This window comes from Actinoallomurus rhizosphaericola (assembly GCF_024055675.1).
Taxonomy (GTDB): Bacteria; Actinomycetota; Actinomycetes; order Streptosporangiales; family Streptosporangiaceae; genus Actinoallomurus; species Actinoallomurus soli.
This window is the reverse complement of sequence record NZ_JAMXMW010000028.1, coordinates 70609-85400: the sequence shown is the minus strand read 5'-3', so window position 1 is coordinate 85400 and position 14792 is coordinate 70609. Positions and strand designations below refer to the sequence as shown.

9 protein-coding genes are annotated in these 14792 nt (G+C 71.7%); 4 read left to right on the top strand and 5 right to left on the bottom strand.

Annotated elements, in window-relative coordinates; translation table 11 throughout:
• Positions 1–59: 59 nt before the first annotated feature.
• Both NE234_RS40405 and NE234_RS40400 read left to right on the top strand, forming a co-directional pair.
• On the top strand, positions 60–905 hold the full coding sequence (locus NE234_RS40405; protein WP_252786444.1) for an alpha/beta fold hydrolase: 846 nt from the start codon (positions 60–62) through the stop codon (positions 903–905).
• A 14-nt stretch (positions 906–919) separates the two neighbouring features.
• On the top strand, positions 920–2359 hold the full coding sequence (locus NE234_RS40400) for an MFS transporter (protein ID WP_252786443.1): 1440 nt from the start codon (positions 920–922) through the stop codon (positions 2357–2359).
• 23 nt (positions 2360–2382) lie between these two features.
• Here NE234_RS40400 and NE234_RS40395 read toward each other — a convergent pair whose 3' ends face one another.
• A complete protein-coding gene (locus NE234_RS40395; RefSeq protein ID WP_252786442.1) occupies positions 2383–3636 on the bottom strand; it encodes an RNA polymerase sigma factor in 1254 nt (417 codons plus the stop codon).
• Positions 3633–4004 (bottom strand): YciI family protein, encoded by a 372-nt coding sequence (locus tag NE234_RS40390; RefSeq protein ID WP_252786441.1) that lies wholly within the window; start codon positions 4002–4004, stop codon positions 3633–3635. Before NE234_RS40390 ends, NE234_RS40395 begins: the two co-directional genes overlap by 4 nt.
• Positions 4005–4185: 181 nt before the next feature.
• Between NE234_RS40390 and NE234_RS40385 the strand changes: the two genes are divergently transcribed.
• Positions 4186–5679, top strand: a complete 1494-nt coding sequence (locus NE234_RS40385) for an MFS transporter (RefSeq protein ID WP_252786440.1) — start codon at positions 4186–4188, stop codon at positions 5677–5679.
• Between the two features lie 53 nt (positions 5680–5732).
• Here the strand turns inward: NE234_RS40385 and NE234_RS40380 are convergent, their stop codons facing one another.
• From NE234_RS40380 to NE234_RS40370, 3 genes are all read right to left on the bottom strand, one after another.
• A complete protein-coding gene (locus tag NE234_RS40380; RefSeq protein ID WP_252786439.1) occupies positions 5733–7196 on the bottom strand; it encodes a glutamate synthase subunit beta in 1464 nt (487 codons plus the stop codon).
• A gap of 10 nt (positions 7197–7206) precedes the next feature.
• The gene (gltB, locus tag NE234_RS40375; protein WP_252786438.1) at positions 7207–11775 is read right to left on the bottom strand and encodes a glutamate synthase large subunit; all 4569 of its coding nucleotides are present in this window, start codon (positions 11773–11775) and stop codon (positions 7207–7209) included.
• 250 nt (positions 11776–12025) lie between these two features.
• Positions 12026–13111, bottom strand: a complete 1086-nt coding sequence (locus NE234_RS40370) for a hypothetical protein (RefSeq protein ID WP_252786437.1) — start codon at positions 13109–13111, stop codon at positions 12026–12028.
• 100 nt (positions 13112–13211) lie between these two features.
• Here NE234_RS40370 and NE234_RS40365 point away from each other — a divergent pair, with 100 nt between their 5' ends.
• Positions 13212–14735 (top strand): bis-aminopropyl spermidine synthase family protein, encoded by a 1524-nt coding sequence (locus NE234_RS40365; RefSeq protein ID WP_252786436.1) that lies wholly within the window; start codon positions 13212–13214, stop codon positions 14733–14735.
• Positions 14736–14792: the final 57 nt, after the last annotated feature.

Here is a 14792-nt window from a genome sequence, read left to right as displayed (position 1 = left end):
CACGCCACTTATTAGATCTGTGGATGGATGGCGCTGTGGTTCCTGTCTGGAATGGAGCCATGAAGAACGTTCCTCTGACCGACACCGTCTTCGTTTTCGTGCACGGCGCCTGGCACAGCTCCGCACAGTGGGCGGCGACGCAGCGCGCGCTGGCCGGACTGGGCGCTGCAAGCGTGGCCGTCGACATGCCGGGGCACGGCTTCGACGCACCCCTGCCCACCGGATACCTGCTGCCCGGCCAGCCGGGCCTGCTGACCGAGAAGTCACAGCTCGCCACCCTGACGATGGACGACTGCGCCGAGGCAGTACTGAGCGTCCTGCACCAGGTGCGTCACCATCGCACTGTCGTGCTCGTCGCGCACAGCGCGGGCGGCGGTCCCGCGTCATTGGCCGCGGAGCGGGCGCCCGAGCTGGTGGACCGGATCGTCTACCTGTCCGCGTTCGTCCCAGGCGGGCGGCCGCGCTTCTTCGACTATCTGGGCTCACCCGAGAACGCCACCGCGCTGGGCCAGAACCTGAACCTCGGCGACCCCGAGGCCCTGGGCGCCGTACGGATCAATCCGCTCTCACTGGATCCCGCCTACCTCGACGAACTGCGGGAAACCCACTACCACGACACCGCCCTGGACCGCTTCGACCGGTGGCGGTCCGCGCTGAGCCCTGATCTGCCCCTGGCGATCCCGACGACTCCGGTCACCCTGACCGCGGCACGGTGGGGACGAATTCCACGCACCTTCCTGCGCTGCTCTGAGGACCGGGCGCTGACACCGGCCGCGCAGGACCTGATGATCGCGGAAGCCGACCGGGCCTTCCCCGGTAACCCGTTCACCGTGCATACCCTGCCCGGCAGCCACAGCCCGTTCGCCGCCCGGCCGGGCGAGCTCGCCGCGGTCCTCGCCTCGTGAGCCGGCATCGGCCCATGAAGGGTTCCCCGTCCCTGAACGGGGGACGGCTCGCGGCCGGTGGCGGCGGGCGGTTCGTACTGCCGGTCGTGCTGAGCGCGACATTCGTGCAGTTGCTCAATGTCACCGTCGCGCAGATCGCCGCCCCGGCGATCCGGACCGACCTGGGTGCCGGCTCAGGTGCCGTGCAGCTGATCCTGGCCGGGTACACCCTGGCCTACGCCTGCCTGCTCATCACGGCCGCGCGCCTCGGCGACCGGTACGGCTACCACCGGCTGTTCGTGCTGGGCACCGTCGTCTTCATGTCCGGTTCAATAGCCGCCGCGTGTGCTCCGGATGCCACGTTCCTCATCGCAGCCCGGCTGGTCCAGGGCGCGGGCAGCGGCCTGGTCGCCCCGCAGGTTCTGTCGATCATCCAGGTCGCCGTCCCCGCTGCCCGGCGCCCACGGGCTCTCGGCCTGTTCGGTGCCACGATGGGAGTGGCATCGCTGGCCGGGCCGCTGATCGGCGGACTTCTCATCGGAGCCGACCTCTTCGGTCTCGGCTGGCGCTCGGTGTTCCTGGTCACGGTGCCGGTGGCACTCGTCTCGCTCGCGGGCGCGACCGTACTGCCTCGCACGCGAGGCGCGGCCGGACAGCGCGTGGACGGGGTGGGCGTGTTGCTGACCACCGCGGGCTTCGGTGCGCTGGTGCTGCCGCTCGCGCTGGGAGGGGAGGCCGGCTGGCCCTGGTGGACATGGGCCATGCTGGCCGTGTCCGTAGCCGTTCTCGGCTGCTTCGCCCTGACTCTCCCGCACCGGGCGGATCCCCTGGTGCATCCGTCGCTGTTCCGCGACCGGAGGGCGCGTGCGGGGGTGCTGCTGGTGTTCGTATTCAACTCCGGGGTGCCGTCCTTCACGTATCTGCTGCTCCTGCATCTGCAGTCGGCCATCGGGTATCCCGCGCTCACGGCCGCGCTGACGTCGGCTCCCTTCGCGGCCGCGGCCGTGTTGGGCAGCCGTGGCGCACCCACGCTGGCCCGCCGACACGGGTCAGCCGTGCTCACGGTCTCGGCACTGGTACTGGCGGGGACGGCCCTGGCTCTCGCGCCGCTCATCGACACGGCAGCCGGACGCTGGGCGGCGTTGCCGGTCCTGGCTCTCGGCGGCGCCGCGTTCGGCTCGTTCACCGCCTCGGTGTTCGCTCTGGTGCTGGCGAGGGTGGACGGCTCCGCGGCCGGTTCCGTGTCCGGGCTGTTGCCCACGGCTCAGCAACTGGGCGGATCGATCGGGGTGGCTGCGGCGGGGCTCGTCTACTTCGCACCCGCCGCCGGCCCGGGCGCCGCGTTTCGGCACGCCATGATCTACGAGGCCGCCGTCTTCGCCGTCACCGCGCTGATCAGCCTTCGGATGCGCGATCGGAACCGACCAGCCGCGCCACGCGCAGATGCGGCGCGTGCTGCGGGGACTTCCGTGTGACGAGCCGTCTGTGCCGCGTGGCCCTATGGTGCGGTGGCCGGGTTCGTCGGGGCGTCGCTTCCGCGTGAGGAGCGCAGGCGGCCGGCGCGGGACTCGAGGTAGCGCTGTTCGGCGAGGCTGGCGGTGGCCTTGGCGGCTCGCCGGTAATGCTCGTATGCCCCGGCCGTGTCACCGGTCCTCTCCAGCAGGTGGGCCCGTACGGACAGCAGCCGGTGGTGGCCGGCGATCCGTTCGTCGGCGTCCAGCGTGGACAGCAGGGCCAGCCCGGCGCGTGGGCCCTCGGTCTCGGCGAGCGCGATCGCCCGGTTGAGGGTGACCATCGGGTTCGGGGCGATCCGCTCCAGGATCAGGTAGAGGGCGTGCACCTGCGCCCAGTCGGTCTCCTCGGCCGTGGCCGCGTCGGCGTGCGTGGCGGCGATGGCGGCCTGCAGCTGGTACGGCCCCAGCGCCGGGCCGGCCAGCGACGCCTTGACCAGTGCGGTGCCCTCGTCGATCAGGTCGCGGTCCCACGTCGTACGGTCCTGCTCGTCCAGTGGCACGAGGTCGCCGGCGGCCGTCGTACGCGCGTCCCGGCGGGCGTGGGTCAGCAGCATGAGCGCGAGCAGTCCGGTCACCTCACCGTCCTCGGGCAACTGGGCGTGCACCATCCGGGTCAGCCGGATCGCCTCGCGCGCCAGGTCAGGGCGGTGCAGGTCGCTGCCCGAGGAGGCGGTGTAGCCCTCGTTGAAGATCAGGTAGAGCACGTGCAGGACGACCCGGAGCCGCTCCTCGCGCTCGGCGCCCTCCGGCAGGCGGAACGAGCTGCCGGCGGCCTTGATGCGCCGCTTGGCCCGGCTGATCCTGGCCGCCATGGTGGCCTCCGGCACCAGGAAGGCGCGGGCGATCTCGGCGGTGGTCAGGCCGCCGACCGCCCGCAGGGTCAGGGCGGTCTGGGAGGCCGCGGTCAGCGTCAGATGGCAGCAGAGGAACAGCAGGACGAGGGTGTCGTCGGTGTCCGGTACGTCTTCGGGCACCGCCTCGGTGGCCGTCACCGACTCCCGCTCGCGGCGCGCGTGGTCGCTGCGGATCTGGTCGATCAGCCGCCGGGACGCGACGGTCGTCAGCCAGCCGCGCGGGTTGTCCGGCACTCCCTCGGCCGGCCACTGCACGGTGGCGGCGAGGACGGCCTCCTGCACGGCGTCCTCGCACCCTTCGAACTGTCCGTGCCTGCGTACCAGCGTGCCGAGGACCTGCGGCGTGAGTTCACGCAGCAGGTCCCCGAGGGGGAGGGCGGTCATGCCTCCAATTGTCCGTCGGCGAACATCACCTGCCGCACCTCGACGCCCAAACCCTTGATCGCGGCGTCCGGGATCTGTGCGGCGAGCTCGATCGCCCGCTCCTTGTTCTCGCAGTCGATGAGGTAGAAACCGCCCAGGTACTCCTTGGCCTCCAGGAAGGGCCCGTCGGTCACCACCCGCCGGCCGCCCCGCACGGAGACCACGGCGGCCTGTGACGGGTCGACCAGCGCCTGAGTGGTGATCATCTCGCCGGACTCCTTCAGCGCCTCGATGAACCGGCCGTGGCCGTCGCCGATCGCCGCCTTCTCCTCGTCGGTGAGCGCGTCCAGCACGGCCGGGTTGATGTGCATGCTGATCAGGAACTTCATTGCGTACTCCTCGTGGTCCGCGAGCCCCGGTCGGGCCCTTCGACCGGTTGGTCGGAGCCGCGGCCGTCGTCTTGACATCGCCCGCCGAATCTTTTCCGCGAATTCTCTCCGTACCGATGTCAAGAAGCTCTCGGCCGCTCCGACCAAGCGGCGAAACGTCGAGAGAACAGGGGATTCAGAGATGCGGGTCAATCGGGCATGGCTGGGGCTGGTCGTCCTCATGCTGCCGACGCTGCTCGTCGCGATGGACATGACGGCGCTGCTCCTCGCGCTCCCACGGCTGAGCGCCGACCTGGGCGCCTCCAACGTCGAGCAGTTGTGGATCAGTGACGGTTACGGGCTCATGGTGGCCGGGCTGGTCATCACGATGGGAACGCTCGGCGACCGGATCGGCCGCCGGCGGCTGCTGCTGATGGGCGGTGCGGCGTTCGCGGCGCTGTCGGTCGTGGCCGCCTTCGCGGTGAGCCCGCTGATGCTGATCGTCGTACGGGCGCTGCTGGGCGTCGCCGGCGCGACCCTGGCACCGTCCACGCTCGCCTTGATCACGAACATGTTCCGCGACGACCGGCAGCGCGGTCGGGCCATCGCGATCTGGGCGACCTGCCAGTTCACCGGAGGCGCGATCGGGCCCGTGTTCGCCGGATTCCTGCTCCAGTACTTCTGGTGGGGGTCGGTGTTCCTGATCGCCGTGCCGGCGATGGCGGTGCTGGTCCTGGCCGGGCCGTTCCTGCTGCCGGAGTTCCGCGGCGACCGGGCCGGCCGGCTGGACCCGGCGAGTGTCGGGCTGTCGCTCGTGGCGGTGCTGCTGGTGGTCTACGGCATCAAGCAGCTGGCCGTGGAGGGCGTGGGAGTCGTGCCGGCGGCGGCCCTCGTCGTCGGCGCGGCCGTCGGATCCCTGTTCGTACGCCGGCAACTGCGGCTGGAGACGCCGCTGCTGGACCTGCGGCTGTTCCGCAACCGTCCGTTCACGGCCGTGATCGTCGCCCTGGTCCTCGCCGGCGTCGCCATGGCCGGTACGGGCCTGCTGGTGACCCAGTACCTGCAGAGCGTGCTGGGCCACTCGCCGTTCGCGTCGGCGGTGCTGTTCGCGCCGATGGGCCTGGGCGTGGCGGTCGGCACCATGACCGCGCCGGCGCTGGCCCGGCGGATGAGGCACACGACCGCGATCGCCGGCGGGCTGGTGACGTCGGCGCTGGGCGGCCTGTCGCTGGTCGCCGTCGACGGTACGGGCGCCCTGCCGCTCGTGATGGTCGGCACCGCCGTACTGGCTCTGGGCACCGGCCCGCTGTTCGCGCTGGGCACCGGGCTGGTCGTCGGATCCGTGTCGCCAGAGCGCGCCGGGTCGGCGGCGTCGATGTCGGAGACCGGCAACTACCTCGGCGGTTCGCTCGGCTTCGCGCTGCTCGGGGTGCTGGCCGCGGTGGTCTACCGCGACCGGGCGCACGGCACGTCGGACTCGCTGGCCGGCGCGGTCGCCGCGAGCAGGCGCCTTCCCGCCGGTCAGGGCGCGGAACTCCTGCACACGGCGCGGGAGGCGTTCACCGCGAGCCTGCACGTGACCGGCGTCGTCGCCGCAGTCGTCTTCGCCGGGTCGGCCGTGCTGATCCTGACCATGCGCCCGGTGATCCGGCCCACGCCGGGGGCGCTCCCCGAGTACGAGGCGACGCGGGCATGAACGCACGTGGGGCACGCCCGAGAACGGGCGTGCCCCACGAGGGGATCGATCGGTCAGACGAGCGGGCGGGCGGTCGGCGGGATCGGAGCGGGCAGGGCCGAGTGGCCCGTCAGCCACTTGTCCACCGCCGCCGCCGCGGAGCGGCCCTCGGCGATGGCCCAGACGATCAGCGACTGGCCGCGGCCCATGTCCCCGGCGACGAACACGCCGTCGACCGAGGTGGCGTAGGCGGTGTCGCGGACGACGTTGCCGCGCTGATCCAGCTCGACGCCGAGCTGCTCCAGCAGGCCCTCGCGCTGCGGGCCGAGGAAGCCCATCGCCAGGGTGACGAGCTCGGCCGGGATCTCCCGCTCGGTGCCCTCGATGGGCTCGAAGCCGGTCTCCGGGCCGCGTACGTCGACGACGCGCAGGGCCCTGACGCGGCCGTTCTCGTCGCCGACGAACTCCAGCGTGTTGACCGCGTACGCGCGCTCGCCGCCGAGGTCGTACAGCTCCTCGTGCGCCGACTCCATCTTGAACAGCATCGGGTACGTCGGCCACGGCTGGCTGCCGGGCCGGGTCTCCGGCGGACGCGGCATGATCTCCAGCTGGGTGATCGACGCGGCGCCCTGGCGGACGGCCGTGCCGATGCAGTCCGCGCCGGTGTCGCCGCCGCCGATGACGACGACGTTCTTGCCCTTGGCGGAGATCGGCGTGTCGGCGATGTCCCCCTCCTGGACCTTGTTGGCCAGCGGGAGGTACTCCATCGCCTGGTGGATGCCGTCGAGTTCGCGGCCGGGCACCTTCAGGTCGCGCCAGACGGTGGCGCCGCCCGCGAGGACCACGGCGTCGTACGAGGCGCGCAGCTCCTCGGCGGTGACGTCGGCGCCGATGTTCACCGAGCAGCGGAAGTCGGTGCCCTCGGCGCGCATCTGGGCCAGGCGGCGGTCCAGGTGCGCCTTCTCCATCTTGAACTCGGGGATGCCATAGCGCAGCAGCCCGCCGGGGCGGTCCGCCCGCTCGTACACGACGACGTCGTGGCCGGCGCGGGTGAGCTGCTGGGCGGCGGCCAGGCCGGCCGGGCCGGAGCCGACGACCGCGACCTTCTTGCCGGTCCGGACGGACGGCGGCTGCGGCGTGACCCAGCCCTCGGCGAAGGCCCGGTCGATGATCTCCACCTCGACCCGCTTGATGGCCACCGGGTCGGAGTTGATGCCCAGGACGCAGGCGGACTCGCACGGCGCCGGGCACAGCCGCCCGGTGAACTCCGGGAAGTTGTTCGTGGCGTGCAGCCGCTCGATGGCGTGACGCCACTCGTCCCGGTGGACGAGGTCGTTCCACTCGGGGATGAGGTTCCCGAGCGGGCAGCCGTTGTGGCAGAACGGGATCCCGCAGTCCATGCAGCGGGACGCCTGCTTCTCCAGGGAGCTCTTCGGGAAGTCCTCGTACACCTCGCGCCAGTCGCGGATCCGAACGTCGACGGGGCGACGCTTCGGAAGCTCCCGCTGATGGGTCAGGAAACCCTTCGGGTCAGCCATGTCTCCCCCTTCACCCGTTGCTGGCCATGACGGCCTGGTCGGCGTCGCGTCCCTCGGCCTCCGCGGCGGCGCGGGCGGTCAGGACCCTCTTGTAGTCGCGCGGCATGACCTTGCTGAACCGGCCGGCCGCGGTCTCCCAGTCGGCGAGCAGCGCGGCGGCCACCGTCGAACCGGTCTCGGTGTGGTGACGTTCGACGATGTCCCGCAGGTAGGCCAGGTCGTCGGCGTCGAGCGGGTCGAGGTCGACCATCTCGGTGTTGAGACGCTCGGGCCGCAGGTCCAGGACGTAGGCGATGCCGCCGGACATGCCGGCCGCGAAGTTGCGGCCGGTCGGGCCGAGGACGATCGCCCGGCCGCCGGTCATGTACTCGCAGCCGTGGTCGCCGACGCCCTCGACGACGGCGGTGGCGCCGGAGTTGCGGACGCAGAACCGCTCGCCGACCACACCGCGGACGAACGCCTCACCGGACGTCGCGCCGTACAGCATGACGTTGCCGGCGATGATCTGCTCCTCCGCCTTGAACGGCGCGTCGGCGGGCGGGCGCACGGTGAGGCGGCCGCCGGACAGGCCCTTGCCGACGTAGTCGTTGGCGTCGCCGATGAGCCGCAGGGTGATCCCGCGCGGCACGAACGCGGCGAACGAGTTGCCCGCCGAGCCGGTGAAGGTGACGTCGATCGTGTTGTCGGGCAGGCCCTCCCCGCCCCACTTCTTGGTCACCTCGTGGCCGAGCATCGTGCCGACGGTGCGGTTGACGTTGCGGATCGGCATCTCGAGCGTCACCTGGTCGCCGTAGGCGATGGCGCCCTCGGCGAGCTGGATCAGCGTGTTGTCCAGGGCCTTCTCCAGGCCGTGGTCCTGCACGGTGACGCGGCGCAGCGCCGCGCCGTCGGGCAGGTCCGGGCGGTGCAGGATCGGGCGCAGGTCGAGCCCGGCGGCCTTCCAGTGGTCCACGGCCTCGGCGGTGTCGAGCAGGCCGACCTGCCCGATCGCCTCGTCCAGGGACCGGAAGCCGAGCGCGGCGAGGTACTCGCGGACCTCCTCGGCGATGAACTCGAAGAAGTTGACCACGAACTCCGGCTTGCCGCTGAACCGCTTGCGCAGCTCCGGGTTCTGGGTCGCGACGCCGACCGGGCAGGTGTCGAGGTGGCAGACGCGCATCATCACGCAGCCGGAGACGACCAGCGGCGCGGTGGCGAAGCCGTACTCCTCGGCGCCGAGCAGCGCGGCGATGACCACGTCACGGCCGGTCTTCATCTGCCCGTCGGTCTGCACGACGATGCGGTCGCGCAGGCCGTTGAGCAGCAGCGTCTGCTGGGTCTCGGCGAGGCCGAGCTCCCAGGGCGCGCCGGCGTGCTTGATCGAGGTGAGCGGCGAGGCGCCGGTGCCGCCGTCGTGCCCGGAGATCAGGACGACGTCGGCGTGCGCCTTGGACACGCCCGCCGCGACCGTGCCGACACCGACCTCGGCGACGAGCTTGACGTGCACGCGCGCCGCGGGGTTGGCGTTCTTCAGGTCGTGGATGAGCTGGGCGAGGTCCTCGATCGAGTAGATGTCGTGGTGCGGCGGCGGGGAGATGAGCCCGACGCCGGGCGTGGAGTGCCGGGTCTTGGCGATCCACGGGTACACCTTGTGGCCGGGCAGCTGGCCGCCCTCGCCGGGCTTGGCGCCCTGCGCCATCTTGATCTGCAGGTCGTCGGCGTTGGTGAGGTACTCCGAGGTCACGCCGAACCGGCCCGAGGCCACCTGCTTGATCGCCGAGCGGCGCAGGTCACCGTTGGCGTCCGGCGTGAACCGCTCGGGGTCCTCGCCGCCCTCACCGGTGTTGGACTTGGCGCCGAGACGGTTCATCGCGATCGCGAGGGTCTCGTGGGCCTCGGCGGAGATCGAGCCGTACGACATCGCGCCCGTGGAGAACCGCTTGACGATCTCCGAGACGGGCTCGACCTCCTCGATCGGCACCGGCGGGCGCACGCCCTCGCGCAGCTTGAACAGGCCGCGCAGGGTCATCAGCCGCGCCGACTGGTCGTCGACGAGCCTGGTGTACTCCTTGAAGATCTCGTAGCGGCGGCTGCGGGTGGCGTGCTGCAGCTTGAAGACCGTCTCGGGGTTGAACAGGTGCGGCTCGCCCTCACGCCGCCACTGGTACTCCCCGCCGACCTCCAGGGTGCGGTGCGCCAGCTCGTTGCCGCCCGGCGGGAACGCCCGGCGGTGGCGCTGCGCGACCTCCTCGGCGAGCACGTCGAAGCCGACGCCGCCGAGGCGGGAGGTCGTGCCGGCGAAGCACTCGGCGAGGACCTCCTCGCCGAGGCCGACGGCCTCGAAGATCTGCGCGCCGGTGTACGAGGCGACCGTGGACACGCCCATCTTGGACATGACCTTCAGGACGCCCTTGCCGTACGCCTTGACGAGGTTGCGGACGGCCTTGGCCGGCTCGATCTCCAGGACGCCGGTGGCGACCAGGTCCTCGACGGTCTCGATCGCGAGGTACGGGTTGACGGCCGAGGCGCCGTATCCGATGAGCAGCGCCATGTGGTGGCACTCGCGGGCGTCGGCGGCCTCGACGACCAGGCCGACCCGCGTACGGCTCTTCTCCCGGATCAGGTGGTGGTGCACCGCGCCGGTGAGCAGCAGCGACGGGATCGGCGCCCGGTCGGCGGTGGCGCCGCGGTCGGACAGGACGAGGAGGCGGGCGCCGTCGCGGATCGCGGCCGACACCTCGGCGCAGATCTCCTCCAGGCGGTGCCGGAGCGCCTCGCCGCCGCCGGTCACGTCGTACAGGCCGGAGACGACGTACGGCTGGAAGTCGGCCCGGTCGCCGTCGTCGTTGATGTGGATGATCTTGGCCAGTTCCTCGTTGTCGAGGATCGGCGTGGGCAGCACGAGCCGCCGGCAGGACTCCGGGCCGGGCTCGAGGAGGTTGCCCTCCGGGCCGAGCGTCGACTGCAGGCTCGTGACGAGCTCTTCGCGGATGGCGTCCAGCGGCGGGTTCGTGACCTGGGCGAACAGCTGCTTGAAGTAGTCGAACAGCTGCCGCGGGCGGTCCGACAGCGCGGCCAGCGGCGTGTCGGTGCCCATGGACCCGATCGGCTCGGCGCCGGTCTTCGCCATCGGCGCCAGGATGATCTTCAGCTCCTCGTTGGTGTAGCCGAAGACCTGCTGGCGCTTGACGAGCGTCTCGTGCGAGGGAACGTCGCCCTCGTGCAGCTCCTCGACGACGCGCAGCTCGCGCTCGGGCAGCTCCCCGAAGCGGACGAGGCCGTCACGGAGCCACTCGGCGTACGGGTGCTCGCGGGCGAGCTCGGCCTTGATCTCGTCGTCCTCGACGATGCGGCCCTGCGCCGTGTCGACGAGGAAGATCTTGCCGGGCTGCAGGCGGCCCTTGCGGACGACCTTCGACTGCTCGATGTCGAGCACGCCGGCCTCGCTGGCCAGCACGACGAAGCCGTCGTCGGTGACCCAGAAGCGTCCCGGGCGCAGGCCGTTGCGGTCCAGGACCGCGCCGACGACGGTGCCGTCGGTGAAGGTGACGCTCGCCGGGCCGTCCCAGGCCTCCATCAGCGTCGAGTGGAACTCGTAGAAGGCCCGGCGCTCCGGGTCCATCTCGGTGTGGTTCTCCCACGCCTCGGGGATCATCATCAGCACCGAGTGCGGCAGCGACCGGCCACCGAGGTGGAGCAGCTCCAGGCATTCGTCGAAGGAGGCCGTGTCGCTGGCCTCCATGTCGATCACCGGGAAGATCCGGGACAGGTCGCCGGGCAGCAGGTCGGACTTGAGCAGCGCCTCGCGGGCCCGCATCCAGTTCCGGTTGCCCTTGACCGTGTTGATCTCACCGTTGTGCGCGACGAACCGGTACGGGTGGGCCAGCTCCCACGCCGGGAACGTGTTGGTGGAGAACCGCGAGTGCACCAGCGCGATCGCGCTGCTGTAGCGCCGGTCGGACAGGTCGGGGAAGAACGGCTCCAGCTGCGGGGTGGTCAGCATCCCCTTGTAGACGATCGTGCGGCTGGACAGGCTCGGGAAGTACACCCCGGTGTCCTGTTCCATGCGCTCGCGGGCGCAGAACACGATCCGGTCCAGCTCCAGCTCCCGCGCGCCGCCGCGGGCGCTGAGGAACAGCTGGGCGAAGTGCGGCATGACCGCGCGCGCCGTCGGCCCGGTGAACTCCGGGTCGTACGGCAGCTCGCGCCAGCCGAGGACGGTCAGGCCCTCCTCGTCGGCGATCCGCTCGATGGTCGCGACAGCCTCGGCCCGCGTCGCCTCGTCGGCGGGCAGGAACGCGATGCCGGCGGCGTACGCGCCCGCCTCGGGCAGCTCGAACCCGGCGACCTCCCGGAACAGGGCGTCGGGGAGCTGGGTGAGGATTCCGGCACCGTCGCCGTCGTCCGGCTCGGCGCCCTTGGCACCGCGGTGATCCAGGTTACGCAGGACGGTCAAGGCCTTGACGATGATGTCGTGGCTCTTACGACCATTGAGGTCGGCGACCATGCCGACGCCACAGGCGTCATGCTCACCCGCGGGGTCGTACAGACCTTGACGCTCAGGGCGTCCCCGGCCCGGAATCATGGCAGCAGGCACCATCAACCCTCCCGTCGTCTCGTTACGCTCCTCATCAGTGCAGTCCGGGACGACGTTGGCCCACTGCGGTGACAAGAGATTACAACACTGCCTGATTCATCCCCGACGCGGCATGATCGCGAAACTTGCACAATCTCCCGCCTTTTGGTTCAACTGAGCACTTCGCCCGGTTGTTCCGGTCGGCGGTCGATCGCGCGAAACGTGGGTTGAGCTGCCGTGATGCCGGCGGCGGAAGCGCCGCCGGCAGGCTCGATCAGTTGGAGCCGACGTTCCGGCTGAACAGGAACGTCTTGCCCGCCCGCTCGGTGAGCGAGGCCGGGGCGATGGTGTCGGGCTCGGACGCGTTGCCGTCCGCGGCGCCCGCCCAGCCGATCACGACGAAGTGGCCGTACGCGCCACCGGACGCGCCCGTGGCCCCCTTGCCGAACCGATCCACCGGCGAGGCGCCCGACACGGGCAGGAAGAAGCCCTTGTTCCCCGCCTCCGGGTCCAGGTCCTGGATCAGCGTGTTCGCGGCGTTGACGTCCCGCAGGTTGAAGATCACCAGCTGGCCGACCCACTTCTGGTCCGACGAGACGTACGCGGCGCGGATCGCCTGGGTGCAGCCGTCGCTCTGCAGCGCCGCCTTCAGCGCCGGGCCCCACACCGTGCTCGCGCAGTCCGTGTCCAGCCGCCCGTTGCCCTGCAACTGCATCGTGATGTGCTCGATGTTGTTGGTCTGGGCCTTGGCCTCGGCGTCGCCGAACACCTCGTCCGTGGTCATCGGCTTGGAATCCTGGGACGCGGTGTTCAGGTTGTTCCACAACGACCAGGACTTGGTGGCGTTGTAGTACGACGGCTTGGACTGGCCGCCCGCCGAACCCGGCTGCCCGGCCGCCGGCCCTCCGGCTCCCGGCGTCGCCACCGCGGCCGGCGTCGTCCTCGACTTGTCGTCGTCGTTCCCGCCGCTGGAGGCCGCGTAGTACACGCCGCCGAGCACCCCGCCGACCACGACGACCGCCGCGGCGATCACGCCGAAGACCATGCCGCCGTTGCCCTTCTTCGGCGGCGGTCCCATCGGAGGCTGACCCATCGGACCCATCGGGCCCATGGGCGGCTGCCCCATCGGGCCCATCGGAGGCTGCGCCTGGGGCGGCAGCATCTGCGGCTGCCCCATCGGCATCCCGGCCGCCATCGTCTCCTGGTGCTGCCAGCCGGCCCCGGACGGGCCGTATCCGCCCTGCGGAGGCGGCGCGCCCCACCCACCGGACTGCCCGCCAGGAGGCTGCTCGCCCCACCCGCCGGGCTGGCCGCCAGGGGGCTGCTCGCCGGGGCCGTTGGGCGGGTACGGGTAACTCATATCGCGATCTCCTCTGACGACATCGCCTCTTCGATGGGAGAAGCCTAAGGTCTGGTTCCCTGCAGTTTGGGCGAATTCCGACACCTCTAGGCTTGGCGGCATGTCTGAGGTGCCCGAGGAGGCCGCGCGGATGGTCGAGGGCGTCGGTGCCCGCCGCCTGCGCCATGCCCTCGCTCTGCTGACCGGTGATCGTTCATGGGACGCCGACGCGCTCGTCCGGGCGACCGCCGCGCCCCGCCGGGCGATCGACGCGCTGCTGGCCGCGCTCGGGGACGACCTGGAGGACGGGCGGATCCGCCGCGACCGGGTGGACGCCTACCGGCCGCTGGCCGCCCCGGCGGTCCTCGCCGACCCCGTCGCCCACCTCCTCGCCGACCACGCCGAGACCGTCGCCGAGATGGCGGCGCTGATCGCGGCCGCGCCCCGCGCCCGTACCGCGCTCGACCACGTCGCGGCGACCGCCGACACGGCCGTACGGCGGGCACTGCTGCTCGGCGCCCGGTTCTGGCTCGGTTCCGCGCGGCTGCTGTGCGTCGGCGACCACGACCTCACGTCGCTCGCGGTCGCGCTGACCCACCCCGGGGTCGAGATCACCGTGGTGGACATCGACGACCGCATCCTGGAGTTCATCGGCGAGCAGGCCGCCCGGCGCGGCCTGCCGATCCGCTGCCGGTTCGCCGACCTGCGCCTGGGCCTGCCGCCCGGCGCGCGGGAGTGGGCCGACCTGGTCTTCACCGATCCGCCGTACACCCCCGACGGCGTCGCGCTGTTCACCCGGCGCGGCCTGGAGGGACTGCGGGACCGCGACTCCGGACGGGTCCTGGTCGCGTACGGGGCCAGCGAGGGGACCCCGGCGCTGGCGCTGAAGGTCCAGGAGGCCCTCGGGCCACTGCATCTGGCGTACGAGGCGATCTGGCCGGACTTCAACCGCTATGACGGAGCACCGGCGATCGGCTCCGCCAGTGACCTGTACGTTCTGCGCCCCACGAGCCGCACCTGGAAGGCGCTGGGACCCGCCGCCGTGGGCACCCGGATCTACACGCAGGGGCCGCAGGCGGTGGAGGCCCCGGATCGGCCCCTGGAGGCCGCCGTCGCCGAGCCCGCCGACCTGCTGGTCGGCGACTGGCCGAAGGGATTCGCGCCCGGAACGCCGCGCGTGCACCTGGCGACCTGGCTCGCCAAGCCGTACGCCGGCCGCACCGGGGACGTCGTCATCGCGCTCCCGGCCGGGTACGACGCGCTGCTGCCGCGGGTGCTGCTCGCCTCGCGCGCCGAACGGGTGCGCGTGCTCACCCCCGCGGTGCTCCCCCGCTCCCTCAAGGGCGTGCTCTCGGCCGTGTACCACCTGAAGACGGCGCCCGGCGAGATCGTCGCCTCCCGGATCGAGGCACCCGGCGGCACCGGAGCCGTTCTCCGCCACATCCTGGACCGGCCGCACAACCGGGTCGCGGGCTCCTGGCGCGAGGGTCTCATCCGGCACGCCTCCGGTGACCTGACCAAGAACCAGGCGCGCGCCCGGATCCAGGAGGCCGCCCCCTGGCTCGGCGACGCGACCGTCCTCGACCTGCCCGCCCACCGGCTCGCCGGTCTTCCCGACGCCGTACGGCGGACGCTCGGCGCCTGACCCGGCCCGTACCGGCCGCAAGCGACCGGGGTCGGCGATCATGCCCCCGGCCAGCAC

Coding starts and splice junctions, on each gene's coding strand:
- NE234_RS40395 (WP_252786442.1), bottom strand. CDS start 3,636: ATGACCGCCCTCCCCCTCGGGGACCTGCTGCGTGAACTCACGCCGCAG.
- NE234_RS40400 (WP_252786443.1), top strand. CDS start 920: ATGAAGGGTTCCCCGTCCCTGAACGGGGGACGGCTCGCGGCCGGTGGC.
- NE234_RS40405 (WP_252786444.1), top strand. CDS start 60: ATGAAGAACGTTCCTCTGACCGACACCGTCTTCGTTTTCGTGCACGGC.
- NE234_RS40380 (WP_252786439.1), bottom strand. CDS start 7,196: ATGGCTGACCCGAAGGGTTTCCTGACCCATCAGCGGGAGCTTCCGAAG.
- NE234_RS40370 (WP_252786437.1), bottom strand. CDS start 13,111: ATGAGTTACCCGTACCCGCCCAACGGCCCCGGCGAGCAGCCCCCTGGC.
- NE234_RS40390 (WP_252786441.1), bottom strand. CDS start 4,004: ATGAAGTTCCTGATCAGCATGCACATCAACCCGGCCGTGCTGGACGCG.
- NE234_RS40365 (WP_252786436.1), top strand. CDS start 13,212: ATGTCTGAGGTGCCCGAGGAGGCCGCGCGGATGGTCGAGGGCGTCGGT.
- gltB (WP_252786438.1), bottom strand. CDS start 11,775: ATGGTGCCTGCTGCCATGATTCCGGGCCGGGGACGCCCTGAGCGTCAA.
- NE234_RS40385 (WP_252786440.1), top strand. CDS start 4,186: ATGCGGGTCAATCGGGCATGGCTGGGGCTGGTCGTCCTCATGCTGCCG.